19 protein-coding genes and 6 pseudogenes are annotated in these 24,819 nt (G+C 55.9%); 6 read left to right on the top strand and 19 right to left on the bottom strand.

Annotated elements, in window-relative coordinates; all coding sequences use genetic code 11:
• Positions 1-7: 7 nt before the first annotated feature.
• The 3 genes from RHE_RS21400 to virE1 all read right to left on the bottom strand — a co-directional run bounded on the left by RHE_RS21400 (position 8) and on the right by virE1 (position 3,897).
• Positions 8-1,963: a virulence VirE3 protein gene (locus RHE_RS21400; protein WP_011427365.1), complete on the bottom strand. Its 1,956-nt coding sequence runs from the start codon at positions 1,961-1,963 to the stop codon at positions 8-10.
• Positions 1,964-2,028: 65 nt separating this feature from the next.
• Positions 2,029-3,696, bottom strand: a complete 1,668-nt coding sequence (locus RHE_RS21395; protein WP_011427364.1) for a type IV secretion system single-stranded DNA binding effector VirE2 — start codon at positions 3,694-3,696, stop codon at positions 2,029-2,031.
• Positions 3,697-3,699: 3 nt separating this feature from the next.
• A complete protein-coding gene (gene virE1 / locus RHE_RS21390; protein ID WP_011427363.1) occupies positions 3,700-3,897 on the bottom strand; it encodes a type IV secretion system effector chaperone VirE1 in 198 nt (65 codons plus the stop codon).
• A gap of 529 nt (positions 3,898-4,426) precedes the next feature.
• Between virE1 and RHE_RS21385 the strand changes: the two are divergent.
• Positions 4,427-4,885: pseudogene (locus RHE_RS21385) on the top strand (helix-turn-helix domain-containing protein); the annotation flags it as partial.
• A 537-nt stretch (positions 4,886-5,422) separates the two neighbouring features.
• Positions 5,423-5,730: pseudogene (locus RHE_RS31965) on the top strand (group II intron reverse transcriptase/maturase); the annotation flags it as partial.
• A gap of 71 nt (positions 5,731-5,801) precedes the next feature.
• Here the strand turns inward: RHE_RS31965 and RHE_RS21375 are convergent.
• Positions 5,802-7,002 (bottom strand): annotated as a pseudogene (locus RHE_RS21375) (IS256-like element ISRle12 family transposase).
• Between the two features lie 62 nt (positions 7,003-7,064).
• Between RHE_RS21375 and RHE_RS31960 the strand changes: the two are divergent.
• Positions 7,065-7,298: pseudogene (locus RHE_RS31960) on the top strand (transposase); the annotation flags it as partial.
• 16 nt (positions 7,299-7,314) lie between these two features.
• On the opposite strand, the pseudogene RHE_RS21370 reads toward RHE_RS31960, so the two are convergent.
• Positions 7,315-8,020 (bottom strand): annotated as a pseudogene (locus RHE_RS21370) (IS5 family transposase); the annotation flags it as partial.
• 892 nt (positions 8,021-8,912) lie between these two features.
• On the opposite strand from RHE_RS21370, the gene RHE_RS21365 reads away from it, so the two are divergent.
• On the top strand, positions 8,913-9,608 hold the full coding sequence (locus RHE_RS21365) for a conjugal transfer ATPase VirC1 (RefSeq protein ID WP_011427359.1): 696 nt from the start codon (positions 8,913-8,915) through the stop codon (positions 9,606-9,608).
• Between the two features lie 2 nt (positions 9,609-9,610).
• On the top strand, positions 9,611-10,228 hold the full coding sequence (locus RHE_RS21360; RefSeq protein ID WP_011427358.1) for a conjugal transfer protein VirC2: 618 nt from the start codon (positions 9,611-9,613) through the stop codon (positions 10,226-10,228).
• A gap of 81 nt (positions 10,229-10,309) precedes the next feature.
• Here the strand turns inward: RHE_RS21360 and RHE_RS21355 are convergent, their stop codons facing one another.
• The 12 genes from RHE_RS21355 to RHE_RS21305 form a co-directional block, all read right to left on the bottom strand.
• Positions 10,310-11,050 carry a response regulator gene (locus tag RHE_RS21355; protein ID WP_011427357.1) on the bottom strand — a complete coding sequence of 247 codons (741 nt, stop codon included), beginning with the start codon at positions 11,048-11,050 and terminating at the stop codon, positions 10,310-10,312.
• Positions 11,051-11,147: 97 nt separating this feature from the next.
• Complete coding sequence (virB11, locus tag RHE_RS21350; protein ID WP_011427356.1) at positions 11,148-12,182, bottom strand: P-type DNA transfer ATPase VirB11; 1,035 nt, start codon at positions 12,180-12,182, stop codon at positions 11,148-11,150.
• A 40-nt stretch (positions 12,183-12,222) separates the two neighbouring features.
• On the bottom strand, positions 12,223-13,326 hold the full coding sequence (gene virB10 / locus RHE_RS21345) for a type IV secretion system protein VirB10 (RefSeq protein ID WP_011427355.1): 1,104 nt from the start codon (positions 13,324-13,326) through the stop codon (positions 12,223-12,225).
• A complete protein-coding gene (gene virB9, locus RHE_RS21340) occupies positions 13,323-14,204 on the bottom strand; it encodes a P-type conjugative transfer protein VirB9 (protein WP_011427354.1) in 882 nt (293 codons plus the stop codon). Before virB9 ends, virB10 begins: the two co-directional genes overlap by 4 nt.
• Positions 14,201-14,914, bottom strand: coding sequence for a type IV secretion system protein VirB8 (locus RHE_RS21335; RefSeq protein ID WP_042119589.1), 714 nt, complete (start codon positions 14,912-14,914; stop codon positions 14,201-14,203). The genes virB9 and RHE_RS21335 overlap by 4 nt, the downstream gene beginning before the upstream one ends.
• Complete coding sequence (locus RHE_RS31950; protein ID WP_011427352.1) at positions 14,901-15,068, bottom strand: type IV secretion system lipoprotein VirB7; 168 nt, start codon at positions 15,066-15,068, stop codon at positions 14,901-14,903. Before RHE_RS31950 ends, RHE_RS21335 begins: the two co-directional genes overlap by 14 nt.
• Before the next feature lie 29 nt (positions 15,069-15,097).
• A complete protein-coding gene (locus tag RHE_RS21330) occupies positions 15,098-15,985 on the bottom strand; it encodes a type IV secretion system protein (protein ID WP_011427351.1) in 888 nt (295 codons plus the stop codon).
• A gap of 98 nt (positions 15,986-16,083) precedes the next feature.
• A complete protein-coding gene (gene virB5, locus RHE_RS21325; RefSeq protein WP_011427350.1) occupies positions 16,084-16,746 on the bottom strand; it encodes a pilin minor subunit VirB5 in 663 nt (220 codons plus the stop codon).
• A gap of 16 nt (positions 16,747-16,762) precedes the next feature.
• Complete coding sequence (locus RHE_RS21320; RefSeq protein ID WP_011427349.1) at positions 16,763-19,132, bottom strand: VirB4 family type IV secretion/conjugal transfer ATPase; 2,370 nt, start codon at positions 19,130-19,132, stop codon at positions 16,763-16,765.
• Entirely contained in the window at positions 19,132-19,458 is a 327-nt protein-coding gene (locus tag RHE_RS21315; RefSeq protein ID WP_011427348.1) for a type IV secretion system protein VirB3, read from the bottom strand. Before RHE_RS21315 ends, RHE_RS21320 begins: the two co-directional genes overlap by 1 nt.
• Positions 19,459-19,597: 139 nt before the next feature.
• Positions 19,598-20,335, bottom strand: coding sequence for a type IV secretion system lytic transglycosylase VirB1 (locus RHE_RS21310; protein ID WP_011427347.1), 738 nt, complete (start codon positions 20,333-20,335; stop codon positions 19,598-19,600).
• A gap of 199 nt (positions 20,336-20,534) precedes the next feature.
• The gene (locus RHE_RS21305) at positions 20,535-23,045 is read right to left on the bottom strand and encodes a two-component system VirA-like sensor kinase (protein WP_011427346.1); all 2,511 of its coding nucleotides are present in this window, start codon (positions 23,043-23,045) and stop codon (positions 20,535-20,537) included.
• A 52-nt stretch (positions 23,046-23,097) separates the two neighbouring features.
• Here RHE_RS21305 and RHE_RS31945 point away from each other — a divergent pair, with 52 nt between their 5' ends.
• Entirely contained in the window at positions 23,098-23,358 is a 261-nt protein-coding gene (locus RHE_RS31945) for a hypothetical protein (protein ID WP_133118182.1), read from the top strand.
• Between the two features lie 344 nt (positions 23,359-23,702).
• Here RHE_RS31945 and RHE_RS21300 read toward each other — a convergent pair whose 3' ends face one another.
• Both RHE_RS21300 and tnpB read right to left on the bottom strand, forming a co-directional pair.
• Positions 23,703-24,314, bottom strand: a complete 612-nt coding sequence (locus RHE_RS21300; RefSeq protein WP_011427344.1) for a hypothetical protein — start codon at positions 24,312-24,314, stop codon at positions 23,703-23,705.
• A 416-nt stretch (positions 24,315-24,730) separates the two neighbouring features.
• Positions 24,731-24,818 (bottom strand): annotated as a pseudogene (gene tnpB / locus RHE_RS34430) (IS66 family insertion sequence element accessory protein TnpB); the annotation flags it as partial.
• Position 24,819: the final 1 nt, after the last annotated feature.

Raw genomic sequence — 24,819 nt, 5'->3', positions numbered from 1 at the left:
TCCCACTCTATAGCGAAAGCCCTCCTGACACGGGCCGCTCTCGACTCCGTGAACCTTCCAAAATCATCGATCGTTCGGAATTCATCTTCGCAGAACGAGCCGGTAGCGGTATAGCCAGCAACCCGTTCAGCAACGCTTGCTGTTCCGCATCCGATAGACGGTCGCCTTGCGCTGGAAATTCCAGCCTTAATTCCGAAGCGCGTGACAAGTCTGGTTCGCCGAACAATGACTGCGGATCAAAAGCCGCATTTGATGCAGCAACATCTCGGTTGTGCTCAGCAATACGCTCTCCGCCACTATGCACTGGGGCTGGCACACCATTCAAAAAACTCAAGAGCTCTTGTTCCGGAGCAGACTGATGACTGACCGCTGAAGAAGTTACCTGCGGAGCCTGAGCATCGTTTATGGCGTCAGACGATTGCAGATCCAAGGATGAGTGTGGTGGCGTTTCCCGCAAGCCGGTTAGTGTTGGTTTTTGCGGCGATCCATGAAGCGTGATCTCCGACAGAGACTCATTTGACGAGACGGAATGTCCGAGATACTTGTCAAGATTTTCTTCCGATCGCACCTCCCGTTCATTGCCGCGACGAGGACTCTGCGATATTGGACCTTTGCCTAGTGTAACCCCTTCCGCCTTAGAAGCCGAATCCGAAAAATGCACTGCTGACGACGGAGATTGTGGTTGCAAACCAAACTGCTGCTCTGATGCCTGTTGGAGAAATAGGGGGGAGTTTTGTGAAGCAAGATCAACTGGTTTGTCGTTCACGAGCGTGAGTTTGGCTTCGGTCTGGACACCACGGCCGTTTCGAACTCGGTCAGTCCGGTCCGGCTTCGACACCAAAGGGATGCTAGGATCCTCCCTTGGCGAAGATCTGGTGATAGCGGTGGGCTCCTGCCAGGCTTTCCTATGCTCGACCGATTCCGAAACACGGAGTCTCTGCGCGCAAAGTTCAGGTTCGCTCAATGCCGTCAGTTTCCGACGAACCGTCACTCCGAGTATCTTTTTTGAGACTTTCTTTATCTCAGCGCTCAGGTATTGCGACTCACTCTTATAAATTTTGCCGAAGGTGTGTTTAATGCTTGTCAATTGCTTTGTGGACTCATCGTAGATGGCCGATCTCTTGTTGAACATCCGACGGTGACTCAGGATATCTCGGCCTACTTCGTTGCCTTCCTTGTCCAGGAGGGACCTGTAAGATTTGCTGAATGTCCCACCAAGTTTCCGAATCTTCGTTTGCGAGGTATGGCGATCTTCCGATTTCGTTGTATTCCTGGAAAAGCCGGGGCGTTTATAGCCGACTAGCTCAAGGCCGCCTTTGTCGTCCCGCTCAAATGTTTCCCGCCTGGACCCTACTTGACGAGTCAGTTTGCGGTAGAGTCTGTTCTCTGGTCCGCCAGGCTCAGGCGCACTCAGCTCCTCAGAAACAGGCCGAAACAGCCGACCACTGAGCCTGCCTCGGTTGACATACCGTGTCCGGACAAGGGAACCGGTTTCGTCCCGCTCCCACTTTTCCTCGAAGCGCCCGTCTCGATATTTTACATGCTTCGTGCGAAGAGTGCCGTCCTCAGCGTACTGATGGCTCGTAACCCTAGCCCAACTCTTCTTTTCGTGAAGGCTCAAATAAACTGCGCCCGTTTCTGCGTTGCGCTTTAGAACTTTCTTCGTTTTTTCAAAGATACCGTGCTCACGGGTTAGTTCTTTTGGGCGGTCGATTCGAAGCTGCTTATTTCCAAAAATTTTATAGCTTATTTCACCTCGAAAGCCGGCGTCCAGCTTGTCGACCATCTCCATATCGACAGTATATTTTCGCTTCTTTTTCGGCATCTCGAGCCGTGCCTGCCGCCTCATTGCGTTCTCTTCCGTAAGCAACGCTTTACACATTTGCTCATACAGGCGCTTGGTGGCACGACGCATGTCACTTGTAAGCGATTTGGTGACAGTCTTTTTTGTGATGCTGACCACGGCTGAGCTCTTTCACTAGCTACTTCGGACGGTACAGGTCTCATCGCTCCCGCAGTGGCGGAACGTCACAGCCCGTTTATGCTTTGACCACGCTGTCGATTTTCGTAGTTTCGGCGACTATCAACGATTGGCCGTACCACGGGATCCGGACGGACAAAATCACGCGAATATTTATCGGTCGGTTCGCGAAGCAATTGGGCCGCGTCGTCTGGTAACTTAATTAAGAGCCGCTTATATTCCGCAGCACTCGTGTAGGTACCGGTTCGCTGGCCTTTCTCATTTCGGTCCGCAATGAGAACGTTGTTCTCGGTCAGCTGTTGTTGCAGCTTTTCCGAAGAAAGATCTCGAATGTCACGTAGATCTGCGCCGTTCGCAACAATCACTGCCGCCTGCCCGGCAAACTGCTCAAATTTTATGGAATTCGCATAGCTTTGTCGGCCCATCGAGTGGGGTAGTCCAACTCGATTCATCACCTGAGCGAAATGCTCCGGATCGGAATATTCCAATCTGGCAGGGGTCATATAGCGATTACCATCGCGGGCAAGGACTTGAACGCGATCCCATTGCTCGCCCTTTTTCAAAGCTTGCGACCAGGGCGAGTTGGGGGCGTGTTGCATTAGGAAATCGACGCTAACGAAGCGATCGCGAGTCGTTCCTCCCTGCCCATCCGGCTGCCCTCCCATATTGATGGTCGCAAGCGGCAAAGCTTTGTTGTGAGCTCGATTCTCTCCTGCGAATTCCGCGAAGCGGATATCCGCAGCTCCCCGTTCCCATGACTCCAGATACCTGGAATCATGCATGATACCCGACTTCGATTTCAGCTTGATCTCGGTGTCACTACCATACTTAGTCTTTATTATCCGCTCGAACTCCGCAAAGGACTTATTGGCGAACTTGTCACCGGCAGACCTGTACACTAGATGGACATGATTTTCCGGGGTCTTGATCAGAATATCAGGCAGAAGCGAGCCAGCCTGGAATTGGTGTTCGTAGCGCTTCTGAACCTCTCGGGGGCCATATTTCGTTTGTATGTACCTGTCTTGAGGCCTCAATCTGTAATTTTGATCGAGCTTTATGTTCTTATCTGTTTGATAGAATATATTCGTACCCGTGACGCCCATCTCTGCGTGAGCACGATTCCAGACTTCCAACTTGTATTGAAAACGCGCCTTATCCTGGTCTTTTGGCTCAAGGTTATGCCATCTCGCGCTTAATTCCGCCGGGACGTCAATTCTTTCAAATGCGAGAGGCGGGGGATAATAATTGCCGGCCCCGTCCCTATAGAGGCGGCAGCTTGCGTTGAATTCCGCTTTGGTGGGTAGATGCTCAAGATCACCTTTAGACGTACCGGCAAACGCATCCGGTCCAGTTTGCCGCACCAGAATATACTCGTCTGCACGCCGATCATGGCCAGGCAAAACCATATTGGCGAACAGGCTGGATAACTCATTGTCCACTTCGGACTGATTGCCGTGGACGCTATGGGAATCATGACTGGATTGGGAATTAAGCATCTCGTCGAACTGAGAGCTTACATTTTCCGTGTGAGCTGGGGTCCCGGGGATGTCGAACTCGAAAGTTTCGTGGCTACCCGTCATCTCGATATCAGGAGTCGTGCTTGAGTCTAGTGCTTCCTTCCTTTGACGCTTGGGATCGACGACAACAGCATTTTCGAAGTCGCGCTCGCCAGTCACAGGGATATTTTCCCCATTGTCTTCGCTTTTCGGATCCATCGTTTAAATCCTTCCTGCGAGATTCTCTTCGGGCAGCGGGCACCGGAGGACAAAATTCTCCAGTTCAATCATTTCGAGATCCAAACTCGTGAAACCGTTTGAGCGGTGATTGATGCTGAACGCTTCTGTGTGAATTTCTCGCGGCTCCTCAGGCAAGGAGACGGGCCTGGTTTTATTCGCATTTAGTTTAATGATCGCCATGTCGTTGTTTCTCCTGCAAAACTTGCGACGTTCTCCATCTCCGCGGCCTTGAACGGCCTGAGCGATTGCAGGGCGCTAAGCGCGACCCTTTCCTCAGACTTGGAGCCGTTTTGCTGGGGAGCCGGGCCGCAATCGGCTCTTCCGACGCAAGGTCGACATCACACGTTCCCGGCCGAAGATCGTTCAGAACAACTCGCACTTTGAGTTCGCCGAATTGCCGCCTTTTCAGCTTGACTGTCGGCAGACAGCGGCTCCAATCGGAACCCCGCGCGCGATGTAAGCCGCATCAACATTCTTGCCGTGCTCTGAATTTCAAGGCTCCTGCGCCAGCAGTCTCTCTTCGGACACAGTTTTGCCTCCTGAATTGAAGTGAATGTGTGTGGAATCTACCATTTGAGCCCCGGTCTTTGAACGACTATCGCGCTTCATCTGAAACTCTTGCTAGAGCATGTCCTGCGATTGATGAATCGATTGTGAGGTGACGAGAGCGACCGAAGCTGATTCAACATCCACAGCGGAGAGGTGGATGATGGGACAGGCCCTGAGTGATGATCTCCGAATACGGGTTTTGAAAGCGTCTGCGTCGGGCATGTCGGCTCGGCAGGCTGCGGCTCGTTTCGGTGTTGGGATTTCGACAGCGATCCGCTGGATCGCAAGAGCGAAAGAGGGTGAGTTAACTGCTCGGCCACAGGGCTGGAGACGACCTTCGGCAGTGGATGCACACGAGGAATTCGTTGTCGCGTTGATCGACGAGCGTAGGGATGTGACGCTCGGTGAGATGGTTGAGCGCTTGTCCGTCGAGCGGCAGGTGAAGATCAGCCGCAGCGCACTTGGCGCCTGGCTCCGAGGCCGTGGGTGGACCTTTAAAAAAGACCCCCACGCACTGGAGCAGGACCGACCGGACGTCCTGAAGCGCCGGCGCGCCTGGTTCGATGGTCAATTGGACCTCGATCCGGAGAAACTGATCTTCATCGACGAAAGTGTGCTTCAGAGGCACGGAAGGAGTTCAGTATGAGCTAACCCCGTAACGTGAAGCTGCGTGAATGATGGAGGATGGCCCTCCGGGATCGGCTTTCAGGAGCGGGTCTCAAACCAGTCCGAGCTGCTGCGGTAAAGAGCCGTGGTGGTGAGCGCCGGATGAAAAGTTCGGACGAGATCCGAGCAGGTGCGTGTCCGAAAGACGAACGAAAGTGAACCCTCCGAAGACGCGCCGTTATGAATATAAGCGTCGTCGAAACCAGGACTGTTTCGTCATCCTGGGACGAGTCCGCCGGGTGCCTGATGATTGGGCGGGCGGCGATCGGCGTAGAGGGGGCGTGAGTTGGACACAGGCTTTCACCCGGAACTGCAGGAACCAGGCTCCTGATGCCAAGGGAGAAGCCCAAGCGGAGAAACCGTAAGGCGAGAGTACCGATGCAGGAGACTGGGGCGGACCGATCCGTATGAGCGTTGAGGGCCCTGTAATGGGGCCGGAGCAAAGGGATCGGATCAGGTGGTCGTATTGTTTGGAACAACTGGAAACAGGATGACTTCGATAGGTACGACAGACAAGCCGTTTCGGATTGAGAAGCGGCAAGTGTACGAAGCTTACAAAGCGGTCAAAGCCAACCGTGGTGCAGCCGGGTGGACGGTGAGACCCTGGAGATGTTTGACAAAGACCTTCCGAGAAATCTCTACAAGATCTGGAATCGGATGTCTTCTGGGGCTTACTTTCCGCCGCCGGTGCGCGCCGTCTCCATTCCAAAGAAGACTGGAGGCGAAAGGGTTTTGGGCGTGCCGACGGTCAGTGATCGGATCGCGCAGATGGTGGTCAAGCAGATGATTGAGCCGGATTAGAGACGTGGTCATTATGGATAACCTGCCTGCACGGGACTGTCAGGAATTCTGTGCGTGAGGCCGGTTCGTCATTGGTTGAAGAACCGTTCGCCAAAGACGACGGCGAACTGGGTTTTGGCCTCGAACCATTCGCGAGGCGGACGTTTCCAGTCTTCGGCCGCGTGGTTCAGAACTAAATATAGCAGCTTCATGGCGGCATCGTCACTGGGGAAATGGCCCCGCGAGCGGACTGCCCGCCGGAGTTTGGAGTTTAACGCCTCGATGGCGTTGGTCGTGTAGATGATCCGACGCACGCTTTCGGGAAAGGCGAAGAAAGGAATGACGTGTTCCCAATTGCGTCGCCAGCTCTGAGCGATGGCAGGATATTTTTGACCCCAGTATCCGGTTTCGAACGCTTCTAGCGCCTTCATTCCGGCTTCGGCGTCCTTGGCGCGGTAGATTGCCCGCAGCGCCGGGACAACCGGTTTTCGGTCTTTCCATGACACGAATTCGAGCGAATGGCGGATGATGCACGATGCAGGTCTGGACGATCGTCTGCGGGAAAGCAGCGGTGATCGCCTCTGGAAAGCCTTTCAGCCCGTCGACGACGGCAATCAGGATGTCCTGGCAGCCCCGGTTCTTCAGTTCGTTCATCACCCGCAGCCAGAACTTCGCGTCTTCCGTCTGCTCAATCCACAGGCCGAGGATTTCCTTGGTGCCGTCCGCCAGAACGGCAAGCGCGATATAGACGGCCTTGTTGCGGACGAAGCCCTCATCCCTGATCTTGACCCGGATTGCATCGAAGAACACGAGCGGATAGCAAAGCTCGAGCGGCCGGTTCTGCCATTCCCCAACTTCCTCGAGAACAGCATTGGTGACCGCAGAGATCAGATCCGGCGACACCTCGATACCGTAGATTTCTTCGAGATGACCCTGGATCTCGCGCACCGTCATGCCGCGCGCATACATCGAGATGATCTTGTGATCAAAGTCCGGGAAGCGACGCTGGTATTTCGCAATCAGCTTCGGATCAAAGGTCCCGGCCCGATCGCGCGGGATCGACAGCGTCATCTTTGACGTACCTGTCAGCACCGTCTTCTTCGAAGAGCCGTTGCGACGATTGGCGTTGCCCTCCGCCTGTTCGTCATCGAGATGCTCGTCCAACTCGGCATGGAGAATGCGCTCTGAAAGCGCCTTCCTCAGATCGTCGAGCAAGCCATCCTTGCCGAACACCTCAGACGGATCGCGGCCAGCCAAAAGCTGGTCCAGAAGTTCCTTGTCGATAGCCATGTGATGATTCTCTCCTTTCCATCATCATGGCCTCACGCACAGGATTCCTGGCAGTCCCTGCTGCACACAAGATAGCCGGTGTCCGCGATGCCATCGAACGTGCCGGCGCCAAGCTCATGTTCCTTCCGCCCTATAGCCCGGACTTCAATCCAATCGAGAACGCATTTTCGAAGCTGAAAGCCATGTTGCGAGGCCGAGCCGAGCGAGAGATCGATGCTCTATGGGATGCGGTCGGGGCCTTGATGCCTCGCTTCACTGCGGCAGAATGCGCAAACTACTTTAAGGCCGCTGGATATGGCATCTGCCAAGTCATGCGAAGGTGCGCTCCACGACCCAGCGACGCGGCAGAACCTCGAGGCCCCTTGGCCTTATCGGTCCGCTTGACGATCTGGAGAGTGAACGCAGCGATCTTTTGCAGTGCGCCCTTCAGCTTCGGTCCGGCATAAACACCATCGGCGAAGATATGCCTCAGCCACGGCCAGCGCCTGATGGTTTTGAGGACGGCAGGCGCGCCGTCGCGATCCTGAATATCGGCGCTGTGAACGATGAGGCCGACCATCAGTCCGAGCGTGTCGACGACACTATGACGCTTGCGTCCCTTGATCTTCTTGCCCGCGTCATAGCCCGAAATTCCCCCACGTTCCGTGATTTTCACGCTTTGACTGTCGATCACGCCCGCAGACGGCGAGGCCTCCCGACCTTCCAAGTCACGCGCCTCCATCACAAGATGATGGTTGATCCGGCCCCATAACCCTGTCGCTCGCCATTCATAGAAATAGGACCGCACAGTTGTAAAAGGTGGAAAATCTCTGGGCATCATCCGCCACTGGCACCCCGTCGTGGCGATGTAAAGCAGCGCATTCACGACCTCGCGAAGATCGGTGCTGCGCGGTCTGCCCAACCGCCTCGGTCCAGGCAGGCAAGGCGAGATCAATCCCCATTCCCGGTCCGTCAGATCGCTTGCATACCGCACTGCGCGTCGGGCATATTGCCGACGGGTGAAATCAGTCCAGCCCATTGTGGTCTCCGTTTGTCCTAAGCAAACAAACAGAATCACAACTGGCTGATTTCACTCAACTCTTTTTCGGTCAGCTCTTAGACCCGCGCGCTCCCCCGCCCATTCATCGATCTCGTCAGTCGCATTCGACCTCCGCGGTCGATGATCGAGCCTTCAAAGGGATTTGCCTGCACTGCCAGGAATGGCGGATCTCGCGTGGTCGCATTGTGCCCCCCGTTGCAAAGTTTGCAAACGCAGCGGCTCACCTCTCGCGCTTGCCGGGATTTTCCCGTTCAAGTTAGAACAAGTGCTACATGGTCGTGGGGAAATCGCCGTTCTCCCTCCTCAGTTCGTTCTGTCGAAAAATTTGGGCGTTGCGGTCTGAATATTGGTCGACACACGCTCCAGGCCACAAGCCAATGTTTCTGGGACGTCTGCCGCGGACATGCACTTGGCCATCTTGAAATGCCAGTTGGGATCGAGGTGTCCCTACTATCTCCTTGAACATCGATCGATCATGCAGGGATGGAGATGGATGGGGCCGTGCACGATTTGTCGTTCAAGCCGCCTGGAGCGGGCCGCGCCGGGCGTCTCTTGGCCGTTTGCGCTCGCGGCTAGTGAGCGAGGAGGACCGGAATCTCCCTTTACATTGCGCGTACCGTCCTCGTCAGCACGAGGCGAGCTACCGCCGTATTGGCCTCACGGACATAAGCGTGCGATTCATGCTGACCGTTGTCGGATCGAGGCCTATTACACTTCTGGAACGGCCGTCTATTGCTACATTCGCGATCAATATAACAGGAATGAAATATAAAATTCGATTAATAGATGCCCTCATGAATACTCGAAGAAACACGGGAATATACGAACAGGCAGACGCCATTTCAGTGTCACACCACAGGCAGGACAAAAAATGAAACTTCTGACATTTTGCTCCTTCAAAGGAGGTGCAGGCAAAACGACTGCGCTCATGGGTGTTTGCGCTGCCCTTGCAAACGACGGCAAACGGGTGGCTCTCTTCGATGCCGACGAGAACCGGCCGCTGCCGAGGTGGAAGGAAAATGCAATACGCAGCGGGACCTGGGACCCTTGCTGCGAGGTTTACGCCGCCGAGGAGATGGCCCTTCTCGAGGCAGCCTATGAGGACGCCGAGCTTCAGGGATTTGATTATGCGTTGGCAGATACGCATGGAGGATCGAGCGAACTCAACAACACCATCATTGCCAGCTCAAACATGCTTCTGATCCCTACAATGTTGACCCCGCTCGATATTGACGAGGCATTGTCGACCTACCGCTACGTTATCGAGCTGTTGCTGAGCGAGAACCTCGCAGTTCCCACAACCGTATTGCGACAACGTGTTCCGGTCGGCCGATTGACCACATCGCAGCGCGCGATGTCGGACATGCTCGCGAGCCTCCCGGTTGTGCAGGCTCCCATGCACGAGAGGGATGCCTTTGCCGCAATGAAGGAACGCGGCATGTTGCATCTCACATTGTTGAACATGAGAGCTGATTCAACGATGCGTCTGCTTGAGCGGAATATCAGGATTGCGATGGAGGAACTCGTGGTCATCTCAAAATTGATTGGCGACGCCCTGGAGGGTTGAAGATGGGTATCCGCAAACCGGCCCTGTCCGTCGACGAAGCGAAGCGGCTTGCTGCAGCTCGACCCGGGATTATTCATCCGGACCTGCAACATTTCTCCCGGGATGCAGCCGCGCCACGGTTGCCCCAAAGAGCCGGCCATGAAGAGCGACGAACGACATCTGCTCTTGCCAAGCGTTCCGGCCCCGAATCGCAATCGATAAGAACTGTGGATGCGCTCAATTCGAGCACGGCGCCGGAAAAGGTCCAGGTTTTTCTTTCAGCGCGGCCGCCCGCGCCTGGAGTATCAGAAATATATGACAGTCTGATCCTGCAATACAGCGCTTCCAAGTCTCTGCAGATGATACTGCGTCGTGCGCTCGACGATTTCGTAACCATGCTGATGGACGGATCGTTTAGCAAGGCTTCCCAAAGCTATCCAATCCCTCAGGAAACTTCCGAAAAACGCGTCATTGTTCAGACATCCCGCATGCTCCCCGTATCGGCGCTGAAAATCGCACGCGATCACTTCGATCCATCCGGACTGGAGACTTCGCGCGCGTTTGGCCTTAAACTCGCCACCGCCGCGCTTGCTTCATTCTTTGACGCGGCGAAGGCACCGGGACGCGGCCGGAGGACGTGAGATGCCCGAACAATTCGAGCACCTGCCGGACGCGGGAAAAATTGGTTCGGGATCGAACCGCCGGATGGCTGCTACGCCAGATCAGGCAGCCATCACTCCTCCGTAGGAAACATTCACATCAATATCGAAGAAGTAGCCGGCACCTCTTGCAGTCTTGATCAGCCGAGGGTTCGCCGCATCTTGCTCGAGCTTGCGGCGAAGCCTCAGGATGAGGACGTCGATGCTTCGGTCATATACCTCCTCTTCGCGCACCCGGCTCGCAATCAGAAGCTGCTCGCGGGATAACACATCGCGCGGTTTCTCGAGGAATGCGACCAGAAGGTTGAACTCACCTGCAGTGAGCTTGACCTCGGCGCCGCCTTCCGAAGTCAAACGGCGTTGTCTGAGATTAAGTGTCCAGCCGTCGAAATAGAATGTGCGCCGATCCTTGGTGCGCGCGACGGTCGGACGCACACGCAAGGCAACGCGGATCCGTGCCAGAAACTCCCGCGTTCCGAAGGGTTTTGCGATAAAATCGGTGGCTCCGAGTTCGAGAGCCAAGACCTTGTCCGCTTCTTCCAGGCGATCTCCGCTGATGATTATGATCGGAACGTCTGATTTTGTTGCTAGCGTGCGGACGATTTCAAGCCCATCCTCACGTCCCAGATTGAGATCAACGACCACAACATCGACGGTCTCGGATGAGAGGACGCGGTTAAACTGCTGGCTGTCGGCTACGGCAGTCACCTTCAAGGCATGAACCGTGAGACATTCGACGATAAGATGCCGCATCGCGAGGTCGTCATCAATGACAAGAACGTGTTTCAACCGTTCACCTTTCATTCCAGGATCCCAGCGGCTGAGGCTGAGCGTGCATAAAAATGATTTGTTACAAACATAACCCGATACATATCTCGCCTGCTTGAAAGTTGAGCAACATCTAGTGCTGATCCAGAAGATCGCCAATCGCCTCTCCCCGACGGCGCGCATCAGCGGCGAGCCAGATTTCTTCCACCTCGTAAATGTCGCCGTAGGCTCGAAAGGGTATGATGACATCAATCGCGCTCGAAAGCATGTCGATCAGTGTTCTATCTTCCAGGCCAGCGCCCTGCGAGCTGCTTTTCACCAGTGAAAACAGTTTCTTGAACCCCTGAACAGGATTGGCGCCGTGTATGGTGGAAATCGATCCCGGATGCCCTGAGACGACTTCACTCAGATAGGCCCATGCCGCGTCGTCACGCATCTCTCCGAGAAGAATCCGGTCCGGCCGCATGCGCAGACTGGCCTGCAGCAGGTGCTCGGCGGTTACAGCGTCCGGTCCGCCCGCATTTTTTGCATAGAGCAGCCGGACGTGGTTCTCATGTGGAATGACGAGTTCGAGGGTATCCTCGATTGTGATCAGCCGTTCCTGCGGCGGGATTGCACTGATCAGAGTCTTGCTCATCGTCGTCTTGCCGCTCCCGGTTGGGCCGCAAAGCAGCATCGTCAACCGACCCACGACGCATGCATGCAGAAATGCCTCCAGATCGCCGCTGTCGTAGTGCCTGAGGATAGTTTCATCCTGTTGATCCCGGCGCCTTTTTCGCCTCTCCCACTGGTTCCATCTTGAAACATCGTAACGGTCCGTAACCCCGTTGAGACCGGAAACATGGGAAGCTGGCCGTCGAATCGTCAAGCTCACAGTGCCCGCCAGGACAGCGGGCGGCAGGCAAATTTGCAGCCGCTCACCACCCGGAAGTTCAGTGGCGCAAAGGGGATTTCGTGGTCCGACATCCTGCTTTCTCAATGCGCCTGCCAGAATGGCGATATCTTCGAGATCGTTGTATGACAGAGGCAGGGACATTTTGGTGAAGATGCCGCCCTGGCGCAGAAATGCCTCGCCAGGTCGATTTATCGCAACCTCTTCGGTCCTCGGGTCGTCGAGCCATTCCAAAACCGGATTGAGAAGAAATCGCAGCTGCGTATTGACCTCCATTGTATCACATCCCGTTCTGTGAGCGAAAAAGTTGGCTTTGTCAGCGGCGGTGCTGCCGGTATCGGGTCGCGCCACCCGTCACGCGAAGCTGGTAAATGTCGGAGAAATCAAGGTCACGAGCCACGAAAATCGAGACCGTATCGCCCTGATTTTTCCTCAGGGTCGGCGGTATGTTGATGGTTGCCTTGAGAGCAGTATCCGCCGTTTGTTCACCGTTGTTCTGGATACTGTTGAAGCTCGTTCCGCCGTCCGAGCTGCCGGCATAGGTGCTCGCTGCCTGGAATGCCCCTTGAACGACACTAAGGAGCATGGCGCCGCCAAAGCGCTGCCAGAAGTGGTTATCGACGGTGCCCGGCAATCCCGAGCGGCCGAGTTCATCCGTGCCGGGCGATGAAAGCGAAATCATGGCATGATTGGGCGTCTCCGCGCGGTCCCAAAGAACAAATACCCGCGCATCTCCTTGTTGCAGACCACGCTGGATTTCGCCGACGACTGTGGTACCACGATCAAGTAGCACAACATTGTTGGTCGTGCCGCGAACATCCCTGGGCAATACGCATTTTACATAGCCAGCCAAATTCGTGTCGATTGCCGTTTGCAGGATGCACGGGATGATCGTTCCCTGGGTTATCATGAAATCCGGGTGGGGCAACAGCGTTGCCTTGCTGGGCTGGAGTTCGGTGGGCTTCATGCGTATCGAAACATCGCTTCCTGCAGACACCTCACCGTTCGGCGGCGTCCGCTCTTCGTCCTTGTCATCTTGCCGGCCGGTGGCGCCATGACCGGGGCGGTCATCGCCACCGGTATACGCGAAGATCGGTGTTTCCGCCGGCTGCGGCTCACTGCGTGCTGGTTCCGGAGCAGGCAACTGGACGGCTCTCTCGGCCGGCGGGGCATCGGGTGAAATCTCGATTGGTGCCGGATGAAACGGCTGCGTGTTCGTGGAGATCATGGGAGACGGTGGCGGGTTTGCATCCGCCTTCTTCTGTCGCCCGCCGAGCCAGATGAGACCAAGTGAAAGCACAAGAACAAGACCTGCAACGATCAGCTTGCGGGGTCCCGAAAGTCGCTGGTGATGTGTGCCGGAGACAAGGGATCCGCCGGCATCGATATCGTGGGACGGTTGCTGATCATCCCCGATCACCCTCTCTCCTCCATCAGCACGCGCTTCACATCCGGCCTGACCGTACCCGTATCCGGCCTTCGGCCAACAGGATCGTAGGCAGTATTCCAGACACACAAAACGGTGTTACCATCTCTCAGCCGCCAACCACTAGAAACTGAAGAAATCTCGACATAGCTCCCCTTGACTGAATAGTTCGCAACCGCTTCCTTGCCGTCAGGATCAATCGTGTAGATGGAGGGTATGCGAACATTGCCGGGAAAGCGGAATACAGTTGTAAATCCGTTATCGAATACTTCGAGCGGCAACAGCGAACGATCACCCTGGGCCACGTAGTGCCAGTTCCTGTCTCCGGTGGCCCCTGTTGTGGCGGGCTGATCCAGCAAATCTGCCGCCCTGCGTTGATACTGCGCTTCCCCACGCAAGCGGTCTGCGGCTGCCTTGTCCTGCGCCTCCTTTCGGCGGGCCGCCGCTTCATCGGCAGGATAGGCGAATTGTACGCTGTAGTAGAGATCAGGCTGTTCCTTATCGAGATGTGCCAGCGTACTGGAAGAGATGCTGAAGACATAGCGCCGCATCCCGGCATCGCTTGCGGTCAGCACCACCACCGGCTCGGGCGGCAGAACCTGACTGGCTTTGAAGAACAGATAGTTTCCGCGTGGAAGTGCCGCGAGAGTCTTGCTGTTGGAAACGGCCACTGCCGTCACCGTTTCGTTGGCTGCGAACGAAACAACCAGAGTGGCTCCAACCGCCGTCGACAGGTGTACCACCTGATCGGGATTGTAGGCCAGATAACGCATACGCGGGTCCAGTCTGCCTGGCGTTGGCGTTTCTTCGGCCATCACGCCGGTCGCGGCAAACAGCAGACATGCCAAGGTGAGAAGCTCTTTTTTTTTCATGGTTCGCCGGCGCCCGCGTTGGAAACGGTATCTTCGGATGTCTGGTATGATGTGATGACCAAACCTCCCGGATTGGTAAGCCTTAATCTGCCGGGCAGGCTGTTCACCTTTTCGTAGTGAATTGTTGCGGTCCACGTACTCACCACCGGCATTTTGCTGTCGATGACGAGGGTCCGTTTGTAGCGAATTTCCTGCACACCCGGCGCTACATCGTTCGAAGCAATGTGCTCAACCTCCAGCCTGCCGCGTTTTCCGACGACGACCTGAGGTGAACCTGGATTGGGATAATTGAAGAACTGCTGGTAATCCTGGCGCACCGCCGGGGCGCTGAAGTTCGAGACCAGATCATAGGCGTACTGGGCAGTATCAGCGGTGTAACTCTCGCGCATCCGGACATACTCCCACAATGAGGCGTTGACGACGGCTTTTTCCTGGGTGGCAGGCAAGCGCGAGACGGATACCTCGCTGTCCACTGTGCCGTCCGGCCGGATCCACAGATACACCGGCACAAGCCTTGTCAGCGGTACCATTGTGGCAATCGTGAACGCTTGAGCGACATTGCCCAAGGTTGCGACGGCTGCGACAACCGCAGCCACTCTGGAGAGACGTCGCGCCGATTTCGCACGTGCGGTTTGAAAAGCCTCCACTTCCTTGTAGTGCTCGGCCAGCTTTTCCCGCCCTACCAGCAGCGCATAGTCAGACCCTTTCATGCTGTCCATCCGCCATACCCGGGTGAAGATCTGACGGCGCAGGTTGCCATCGTCCCACATTCAGCGGGAAAATAGGTCCTTTACAACTCGCCGGTTTGTCATTCGTCTGGCAACCGGTCAAAACGATAGCCAAGCACAGCAAGCAATATTTCATTGAGTCCTCCTTTGGCGCAATGTTTCACCCTAGCGTCGTTCAACCTGTGCAAAGCGGCGGTACAGGCTGTTGGCAGATTGGGTTACACCGCTCCAGTAGCTGCCACCGATATTGCCGGCGATCGCCGGCAGGGCGACGATGAGTGCGTCCCCGGTGAGAAAGAACATGTCGAGTTCATAAAGACCAATGATCTTAGCCGCGGTCGTACCGGCAAGCGTGATCACACCGAGTATAAGGGCGAGTGCAGTCGCCTCGGTCAGAATGACTATCGTCGCCACGATGTTGAGCAGCAGCAGCAGGAAACCGTAGGTGATGAGTTGTCCGATCCACTTGGCCGCGATATCGCGAGTGCGATCAAAGATGTATCCCACGAGGACTAGCGGACCAATCGTCAAAAGCACCTCCGTGAGAATGCCGACGGCATCATAGATTCCGAAGGCAGACCAGAGCGTGCCGTAAAAGACCCACTGAGCCCCCTGAAAGGCAAGAATGTCCTGGTCGTTCATAGGTCCGATTTCGGACGCGATTTTCTGGAATGCGGCCTGGCTGAGCGCGAACATCGAGTCCAGTTGCGTGGGGATCGTCTGCAGTGGAAGGCCGCTGCCACTAAACTGCTGTATGAAATCCGGGATTGTCTCTTCAAACACGGAAACCACATAATCGTGGTAGTTGGCCTGCCCGACGACAAGGGCAACGACGACACTGACCATGATCACCCGTGTGATACCACCGCGTACGTCGACCTCACCACGCATCACAAGAACACCCTGGACGATAATCCAGAGGGTAACACAAGCGATCAGCGGAGCGCTCACTTTCTCCTGGATCGCCTCCAGCACTGTATCAAGACGTGTCTTGAAGGCCAGATCGAAGATCGTATGGATGGCCGTAAACGGCGCCGGAATGGTGAAATTCATCGCTTGCACCTGATCTCGACTGTCTTGTCACGGAGTATCGGGCAGGACTGTTGGCGTCCCCGGCGCGCGAATCGGCGACACTGACAGGTTGCGCGTCCTCATGGCAGCGCCCCGAAGATGGCCGCGGTCTTCTGGTGCTCCTTGCGTTGTTCGGCCGCTTCTTCCGCCGCATGAAGGCCCGCCTGCGCAGTGGTCATGGTCAGCAAGCTGGTCGCCTGGACATTTTGAATCGCTGCATCGTGGATCTGCTTCAGGAGCAGCCCATTGGTGACAGTTGCCTGCATTATATTGCGGGAGCGGGAAAGCTGTGCTGAAGTTTCCGCATTCGCCTTCAGTCGTTTGTCCATCGCTTCCAGGTTGTCGGCTGCAATTCCCGTGCTGTTTGCAGCACCGGTGATCTGCGACCGCAACAGGTCCGCTTCAGCGTCACTACCAGTCACGGTACGGTCGGCGTCGCCGGCGATCGCACGCGCCGTGGTCGACGCGGGCCGTTGCGCCGAGAACATTTCGGTATCCAGGTCCCTCGTGGCGGGATACTGGTTTTTCTGGTTGAGTAAGGTCAGCAAGCCGGTCACGCCATAGGCCGACGTCAGCATCGTCACCATCGCAATGGTCTGGGCGAGATTATCTGCCGTTGCGAGCGCCGTCGCCAGTGTTTCGGCATCTGCCACCGGGTCACTGACAACCATCTGCGCCCTGGCAGGTACGACAGAAAGAAGGCTACCGGCAACAGCCGCAGTAACTAGTCTCGACATCTTCATGGTTTCCCACCTTTGATCAGTCTTTTGCCTCGTGGTAACGGTTCATGAATTCGCTCAGCCAGGCAGAGGGGTCTTCTCCCCGTGCCTCGCGCAGTTGATCTGCAAAGCGCACTGTGTTCGCACGTCCCGAAAGTACGGCGATATATTCTCGCATTTCGCGCAGATCAAATTCGCAGATGACACTTCCGCTCTCCCGTTTGAGCAGAAATTTTCGATTGCCCACAGCCATCTCTTCGCGGATCGCCTGGAATTCCTTTTCGGTGCATTTCAGTCCATCGATGTAGGCCGACCGATTTGCCGTAGGCGACGGATAAAAGATCTTCGTCATGCACTGGGCAACCAGGCTTGCGCCCAGTTGCGATTCCAGAACATGTTCGGGTTGCTGTGTCGCGAGTATCAGCATCCCGTTGTTTTTGCGTACGGTCAGCAGGAACTTGTCGATGACGGCTGAAAACTTGGGATTCAGCAAATAGGCGCGAAACTCGTCGCAACTCATCACGAACCGGCGCCCGTCGAGCAGCGCTCCAATACGGTGCAGGAGATATGCTGCCGCGGGAGCGCATACTTCCTCGTATTCGAGCAGATGCGTCATGTCGAAACCGGTAATCGAAGGGTCCAGCCTAACGTCGTCAAGCTCGCCGTCGAATGCCCAGCCCAGCGCATTGCCGCGGCACCAGCGCTGCAGTCTTGCTCCGGCCCCTTCGGCAGGCCCGTGCAACAGAAATTCGCGCAGCCCCGCGATCGAGCGCATAGGGGGATCGAACGACAGCTGTCTATGGATACCCCGCACCAGCCGCCGGTTCTCCTCGGGGGATATTCCGCCCCGCCCATCGCTCTCTATGAGCGCGACAAGCCATTCCCGCAGAAAGTCACGTGAGGCTGCTGTATTTTCCAGGCCGCGCAACGGGGCCAGTCCACTGGGCACACCTCTGCGAAGCGCGAGATACGTTCCTCCGGTGGCGCGAACGAGCAGTTCACCGCCACGATCCTTATCGAAGAAGACGACCGCACCCTCACGCTCGAGCATGCTCTGCTCGAGCATGGCGAGTATGAATGTCATAAGCGTCGTCTTTCCCCTGCCGATCGGACCGAATATCGCCGTCATGCCGACATCGTGCTCATGGGGAATGTAATCGAATGGAGTTCCACCGTTGGTGCGGAAGCGCGCGATCGCATCGCCCCAATGTCCAGAGCGGGCACCTTCGGGATAGTTTTCGAATGAGACCAGGCCGGCGAAATTGCGCGAGTTGATGGCTCCCGGGCGTGTGCGCCATCTGCAGTTGCCCGGCAACTGCGACCAGTAGGCCGCCTCCATGCCTATGCCCTCCTGGACAACGACGGCTCCCGCATCCGCAAGTCGCGTCCGGGCCCGGGCTCCTTTGTCGGCGAGGCTCTCAAGATCCTTCGCATATATGCAGAGGCTCAAATGGTGTGATCCCATAACAAATTGGTTGCTGGCCAATGCATCCTCCGCTTCGGCCAGTTCGCTAATCTGGGTAACGGCCTTGTCGCCGGAACTTAGCATCTGGCGCGACTTGAGGCTGAGCTTCGCATGCGCTTGCGCGCGGGTCAGGAATGAAAAGCTCTGCGTCAGAACAATCGGAAAATCGAGGGACAGCAGGGTGTTGAGCATACCCGGTCGCGTTCGCGCGGGGTATTCTCGAAACGAGTAGATCGATCCGACGTAACTTTCTTTAGGCGTCCGGATCTCGATCCCCCGCTTCCCGCAAATGACACGGTCGGTATAGATCGAGGCGCCCAGTGAGCCGCTGACGACCGGTACCGGTGCAAATCGACCGGTCATGACGAGCCGCAGCGCCTCTCCAACCTCCGAGAAAAGTACATCCTGCTTCTCGCGAACGCCGAGGCGTCGCAGGCCGTATTCTTCAAGAGCACCGGCAACGACATGCCAAAGGTCTTCCAGGTGCCTGATCTGGCCTGCGAGTTCATTTTCCTTCTTCATGTAGAGTTTGGCGAACTTCCTCTTCACCTTCCCGAGCGCTGTCCGCGGAAAGACCATTAGCGTGAGGAAGTGGTCGTTGCGAAGAAGCTGGCCGCACAGGACCCGCTGTTCGAAGGCTCCGCTCAGGCTGGCAGAAAAAGCGCTGCGAAAATGTCGCGCCGGTGCTGGCGACACATCGTCGTGACGCACTAGGTGAGCATATAGCGACACATGATCATCGGCGATATTGCGCAGGAGCGTGTTGAATGCACGACAACGCGCATTGCGCATTTCGGCATCCTCGAGTTCGAACGCCACGCCGCTGATATGTGCCATGGTCATGATCGAGCCGTCTTCGAGAAGGACGATATGGTCGCTGAGGTGTCCGACGTAGGGTAGATAGACTTCACCGGATCTTTCGGTCGTGCCACTTGTGCCGAGCATTACGCCATTCCTCTGCCTCTTGCGGGAACCCTGATTGGATTCGGACTGACGCTTGCGCCACCCCAAACCAGACCATCGACATTCCTTCCGGCCGTCTGCAAAAATAGCAGGACGACGCTTGCCGCGTTGTAATCTCGCTCCACGACAAGTCGTGCTGAGAACCATAAGGGTATGATAACCACTTCGTAGAGCGGGTTCTGGACGACAACGATGACGAAACCGCCCAACATCATGAATATCCCCGCCAGAGTCAGCGGCACCCCGAGAAACAAAGCGGGTCGTGTCGCTGCCAGGTAAAGGGTCGCTTCTTCGAGACGCTCATTCATCAGCCGGCCGGGCTTGAGGAAAAAATGCTCCACCACATTGCCCCTCCCATGCTAGATGCAGAACCGGATACGGCGCGAATCACGGCGTTCGAGAGCGCGACCCGATTCAGGTTTAGCCGACATCTATATATGCATTGCCTCATTGCTGACCTCCTTGATCCAAGTCAAACGGCAGTCGATCGTCGTCTTCGATCCTGCGAGTGTCCCGGTCAGGCACAGTTGGCGCACCGGACGCGCCGCCAGACTTGCCCTCGGGAGAAAGACGTTTGTATGAGCCCCAAACATCCCATGTTTCTTCGGATCGCGGCTTATCGCGATCATCCGTTGTTCGCCCGGTGATCGGCGGGACGAGTTGTTGAGCGGCGAGTTCGACCTTTCGGACGTAGCCGTTCGTAAAGCCGTGCGTGAAGTCACCGGTGTTGTAGGCCGAGATTGCCTTGCGAAGCGCCAGTTGCTTCATACTGGGCGTTTCGCCCCCTGCATAACTGCGACCAAGCAGTTTTGCCGCGACGGACAATGAGGTACATGCGTCAAGGGCAAGGGCGGCTGACAGGCTCAGACCGGAGAAATTCCCAGAATTGATCTGCATGAGACCGACATCGAGCGAGTGCCGGGCCTTGAGGCGCTCCATCACGGCCTGTGCTGCCTGTGCGTGGTTGTTCCAGCGAAGCGTTTCGCGCGTGGTATTGTCATGTACAGTGAGCGGATCAAGGCGGCTCTCGACCCTTGCGATCGCCGCGAGCGTAGATGGTGCAACGGAGGGGGCGCATTCGCGAGCGAAACGATTGAACTCGTCAAAAGAGAGCGGCGCCGCGTCGCTCGGCGGGCACACCCAGACCAGCATGACGATCGAAAGCGGTACCGTTTCCCTGAGCATTCCAGTCTCCTCAAATCGTCACCAAAGCGGGCCCTCTTCGTTGGAAAAGATGCCGCAGTTTGATGCTCACGATTATCGGCAGTTCGGTTACACTAGGATTTTCGATTTTTTATTTTCGATGTCATATGAAGCGCGCGGCCGGCTCACAATAGGCATTGAGAGCCCGCCCTTTGGAGACACAGCTCTCCGGTGCGGGAAATCACCGGATAGCACCCTGTGTCCTGATCTTGAGACTAATTGCATACGCCATGGTTCTGGAAGATAAGGGCTTCGGCAGAAACAGGGCGCTCAACATGTCGTCCCCCAGGGAAGACATGTTCAGGCCACTTTCTCCAATGACGATGACGGCGGTCTTGAAAGCCGGCTGCAGGGCAATCGCAGCCTGATTTCTGGGAAGGGACGAGTAGTCGATCAGAATCAGATCGGCTTGTTTGCCTTTCGAAATCCAGTCTTGAAACTGACCAAATGTTCTAAAACCAGCAGGCTCATAGCCCAGAGCTGCGATATTGTCCTCGTAAACCTCCCGCAAGACGAGATCAGGCTCAACGAGTGCTACTGTCTCGCCCCTCCCGCGCGGCGTTTCATAGCGGCCGAAAAATGTGTCGGGACTGACGGGTTCCCTAGAGGATGGCGGCAGATAGATGTCAAAACGCGTCCCCTCGCCAACGGCTGAAGCAACATCAATGTATCCTGCAAAACCGCTGACTTGCCCGTGGACGGCGGCGAGCCCCAAGCCAGTACCACCGCAACGAGCGCGCGTGGTGAAGAACGGTTCGAAAATGTGAGGCAGGACAGCCTCGGAAATGCCTTCACCGGTATCACTGACACATAGAAGAACATAATCACCGGCTGGCATGATACCATGCGCCAGTGCTTTCGGTCCGGATACAATCCGGTCAACGACGATGTCGATCCGACCGTCAGTATTAATGGCTTGTGACGCGTTCTTGCATAGATTCATCAACATCTGCTGAAGCTCAAGAGGACTTCCCTCGACCACGGTCCGTTTGTCGTCAAACCGGAAATTGAGGTCGATGTTGCGTGGCAACGCAACGCGTAACAATGGCGCGATTTCCGTCACGAGTTCCGAGACACTGAACGGCGTGATCACGCGTTCCCGCTTTCGGCTCAACGTCAGAATCTGGTCGATGATGAGCCTGGCCCGGTCGCCCGAAGAGATTATATGCTCGATGTATTTTCGCGCGACCGAAGATCGACGCAATGAATTTTGCGCCATTTCGGCGTGCCCGATGATCGCGCCCAGGATGTTGTTGAATTCGTGCGCTATTCCACCGGCGAGTGTTCCGACTGCCTGAAGGCGTTCCGCATGCTCCAGGCGTCTCCCAAGAATACCACATTCGGTTTGCTTGCGCCGCACATCGATGTGATGACATAGACAGGCCGTAGCGAGTTCGAGGAGCTGAATTTCACCAGCACTCGCTCGCAGATGATAGCTTTGGTAGCCCAGGGAGCAAATTGCTATCAACTGATCCGTGGATTTATGTGCCAGAAGTATCGAGAGGCCCGGAATTTCCCGCGAAAAACAGCCAGTCTTGCGCGTCGGCATGACGCGAAACACCGACGCCCGTTCATTCGACTTGGCAAGCGAGACCATTTCGCGTAGCGTCCGGTCCTCCCATACCGGCAAAGGAAGCGTCGCGGCGAAAGTTTCAACAGCCCACCTGTCGCCGTGGTCCACCAGTGCCAGCGCGCATGCATCGGCATTAAAGAAGCGCTGGATAATTTCAAGCGCAACTTGCGCCGAGGACTCAAGCGATGGCGCCGAGACTCCGTCAGCTTCGAAACAAACGCCGATCTCCTTGATCAATTCCTCGTGGTCCAGCCGCCTCGCTAGCCAGTCAGTCTTGCGGCGTAGCCGGTAGACCAGTGAAATGATGTAGATGCAGAGGCAAACCGCAACAAAACCCAGGAAGGTTCGTGCACGCTGCTCCCTCACGCTTTCCAAGCTGTACGCCTCCAGACATCTGCGCTGCAATCTTTCGGCGATTTCAGTGGCATCGGAGATCTGAATCACGTTTACCGCATCGTTTACCCGGGGCAAGAGCGACAGAATAATTGGCCCCTCGCGCGAAAGTATGCGCAACGTGGCTTCATCTGCACCGCGGGTGTTTTGGATCCTGTCAAGTTCAAGGCTAATCGCCCCCGAAAGAGCTGGGCTTGGCTGACGTATATACTGCAGCATCAGGTTATCCAGTTTCAGGAATTGGCCCCTTTGATCCGTAGACGACGGTCCTGGAAGAATGCTGAGCGCGCGGGTGAAGCTGGCCAGCGAATCCTGCAGGAGGACGTTCTGCGCGCCAAAGGTTGCGACGGCAGCATCGGTCGTGTCCACGGACACCTTCAGCTGGTTCAGCATTTGAGAGAAATCGTCGCCGCTCAAAAGGGGAGATTGTTGAAACCGCAGCTTAAGATTTTCCAGATTTCTTCGCAAATTTCCTAACCTGGAAAGGATGGGCCGGTAGGTCGTAACCATACCGGTACGGGCGCGGAGGACATCCCGCTGCAACGAGGCGCTGTCGATATTGATCGCTCGCAGCTGGGTAAGGATTGCCCAATTGGTTTCGTTGTCCTGCCAGCATACAACTGCCATCACGCCAAAGATCACCGCAGTAACGGTGAGGGCTGGGATAGACCACGACCTTGCACCCATTTTGAAATTCTGGCGAGTCGGTGAATATCTTTCATTCATCCGTACATACCTCCCCGCGCCGGCGATTGACCACCCGGGCGACGCTTACCGCATGGCAGGGTTTGTAAATGGTCGCGACGTGCAAAGGTCGCGTGAAATGGTTTCAAATGAAATATTGGTCCGCATGCCGAAGAATATTCCGGTCGCAGGAGTATTTTTTGCGCGTCTGCCAGAAACAGAGGAGTTGTCGCCGTCATCGTCCGAAGATGCCGTCGTTGAAGAAAGCAAAGCGGTTGATCATGCATCTCCGAGTGAGTTACATGGCAGGCGTAGCGGGTACGGTCGTCCGTTGCCAGCCACACTCAATCGTTAAAACAGCTGCCCGTTCGGCGCTTTTGTCATTTTGAGCGGGCCATCAGCCGCTGCGCCAGCCATCGTAATGGGATACCTCACTAGGGACGCGTTTTTAATCGTGCGTACAGAGCGTCGTCGCCGACTTTTCATCAGAATTCGAACACGACATTATCCGGGAAGCTTCGTATGATTCCGACGGACGCATTAGCCCGTCAATTGGAATGTTTGCAACTAAAGCGCGTCGCGTCAAACTTGATTCATGCGACGCGCTTTAGCTCTTTGTTTTAACGCATGTCGTTGCCGCAAAACCGCTGCACACTTTTGCGCGACATGCTTTAAGGCACTGTAGCGGCGCGGGAAATATTATCGACCGCGTCCTTCCCTCTGCCTATCCGCAGACATCAATTCCGCTCGCGCACCGTCATGGGCTTCCTTAATTGATTTGGCGATCGGCCGAATCTTCGGCATCAACTCATGAGCGGAGATCTCCCTAAACATTACGGGTTCCGCCACGTCGAAGACCTCGTCAGAGATGCCCTCGATTCTACGGGCCAAGTCGGTCCCTGCCAACCGTTCTGGAGCTTGGCCAGCGTGATGGGTATACGCGGTGCCCAACACTGGACGATATGCAACTTCGCTTTGCATGCGTGCCAGTTGGTTTTCAGTCAGCCGTTCCCCGTCTGGAAGTGTTGGTGCGTGCCTAACCGTGTGAGGCAGCAGTTTCGCATGATAGCTGAGTATTTTGAGGCGCGATTTAAACGTCTCGAAAGGTTCTGTTCGAGTCGAAAGGCTGGTCAAGGCATGAGTTTCGTTAAAATTTGCGACATTTTCCGCTGTCTCGACTGGATTTTCTGTAGTCAAACGTTTCGCTACTTCCGTCAGCAGCGAGTCGGGTAGATCAAGCAATTGTGTCTCGCGGGCGTCATGCGCGGCTACAGTTCCGGATCCGCCACCTTGCAGAGTGGAACTATCCATAATTGAGCTCCTCTTGTTTCTTTCAATCACATTACCCCTCAGGCGCGATCCATCAAGGCATTTTGTATTTCATTAGAAACACTTCGTTGGGATCAAGACAAAAGCCGTAGACTCACTGATCGTTAGTGGCGCGCATTCCTCAGGAGGCGCTGGGAGTAAGGTATGGCGGAATCCGGGGGGCGCCCGGCCCAAGGCTTTAGTAGACCCGGATTCCAGGTGCGTGTAGGCAGTCGAGAACAAAGCAAATGGGAAACAAGATCCTTGAAGCTTCGCATCGATGCTTTTGCATTGTCTGCCGCAACCCTCGGCGAGCTCGTCATGCAGTTCCAGCAAGAATGCGTCCGCGCAGTCGATGCGATTGGCGAGGACGATAAGCCTGAAACCCGCAAGCACTGCGAGTTGATGGACGTAGTACGAAGGCCATTTAAACCTGCCTCTTTCGAGCCGTTTTGTGAACAGGCAGGCTCCCTGGCCATCGTGCCAAACGACCTTGATCAGATCACCA

This window comes from Rhizobium etli CFN 42, from assembly GCF_000092045.1.
In the GTDB taxonomy this organism is placed as follows: Bacteria; Pseudomonadota; Alphaproteobacteria; order Rhizobiales; family Rhizobiaceae; genus Rhizobium; species Rhizobium etli.
This window is presented reverse-complemented; position numbering and strand designations above follow the sequence as displayed.

Bases quoted from the DNA above. Each gene is read 5' to 3' on its own strand.
- RHE_RS21335 (WP_042119589.1), bottom strand. From the start codon at position 14,914: ATGAAAGGGTCTGACTATGCGCTGCTGGTAGGGCGGGAAAAGCTGGCC.
- RHE_RS21320 (WP_011427349.1), bottom strand. From the start codon at position 19,132: ATGCTCGGCACAAGTGGCACGACCGAAAGATCCGGTGAAGTCTATCTA.
- RHE_RS21305 (WP_011427346.1), bottom strand. From the start codon at position 23,045: ATGAATGAAAGATATTCACCGACTCGCCAGAATTTCAAAATGGGTGCA.
- virB11 (WP_011427356.1), bottom strand. From the start codon at position 12,182: ATGGAGGTCAATACGCAGCTGCGATTTCTTCTCAATCCGGTTTTGGAA.
- RHE_RS21355 (WP_011427357.1), bottom strand. From the start codon at position 11,050: ATGAAAGGTGAACGGTTGAAACACGTTCTTGTCATTGATGACGACCTC.
- RHE_RS21310 (WP_011427347.1), bottom strand. From the start codon at position 20,335: ATGCTCAGGGAAACGGTACCGCTTTCGATCGTCATGCTGGTCTGGGTG.
- RHE_RS21360 (WP_011427358.1), top strand. From the start codon at position 9,611: ATGGGTATCCGCAAACCGGCCCTGTCCGTCGACGAAGCGAAGCGGCTT.
- RHE_RS31950 (WP_011427352.1), bottom strand. From the start codon at position 15,068: ATGAAATATTGCTTGCTGTGCTTGGCTATCGTTTTGACCGGTTGCCAG.
- virB5 (WP_011427350.1), bottom strand. From the start codon at position 16,746: ATGAAGATGTCGAGACTAGTTACTGCGGCTGTTGCCGGTAGCCTTCTT.
- RHE_RS21315 (WP_011427348.1), bottom strand. From the start codon at position 19,458: ATGAATGAGCGTCTCGAAGAAGCGACCCTTTACCTGGCAGCGACACGA.
- RHE_RS21365 (WP_011427359.1), top strand. From the start codon at position 8,913: ATGAAACTTCTGACATTTTGCTCCTTCAAAGGAGGTGCAGGCAAAACG.
- virB9 (WP_011427354.1), bottom strand. From the start codon at position 14,204: ATGAAAAAAAAAGAGCTTCTCACCTTGGCATGTCTGCTGTTTGCCGCG.
- RHE_RS21395 (WP_011427364.1), bottom strand. From the start codon at position 3,696: ATGGATCCGAAAAGCGAAGACAATGGGGAAAATATCCCTGTGACTGGC.
- RHE_RS21300 (WP_011427344.1), bottom strand. From the start codon at position 24,314: ATGGATAGTTCCACTCTGCAAGGTGGCGGATCCGGAACTGTAGCCGCG.
- virE1 (WP_011427363.1), bottom strand. From the start codon at position 3,897: ATGGCGATCATTAAACTAAATGCGAATAAAACCAGGCCCGTCTCCTTG.
- RHE_RS21330 (WP_011427351.1), bottom strand. From the start codon at position 15,985: ATGAATTTCACCATTCCGGCGCCGTTTACGGCCATCCATACGATCTTC.
- RHE_RS31945 (WP_133118182.1), top strand. From the start codon at position 23,098: ATGGCAGGGTTTGTAAATGGTCGCGACGTGCAAAGGTCGCGTGAAATG.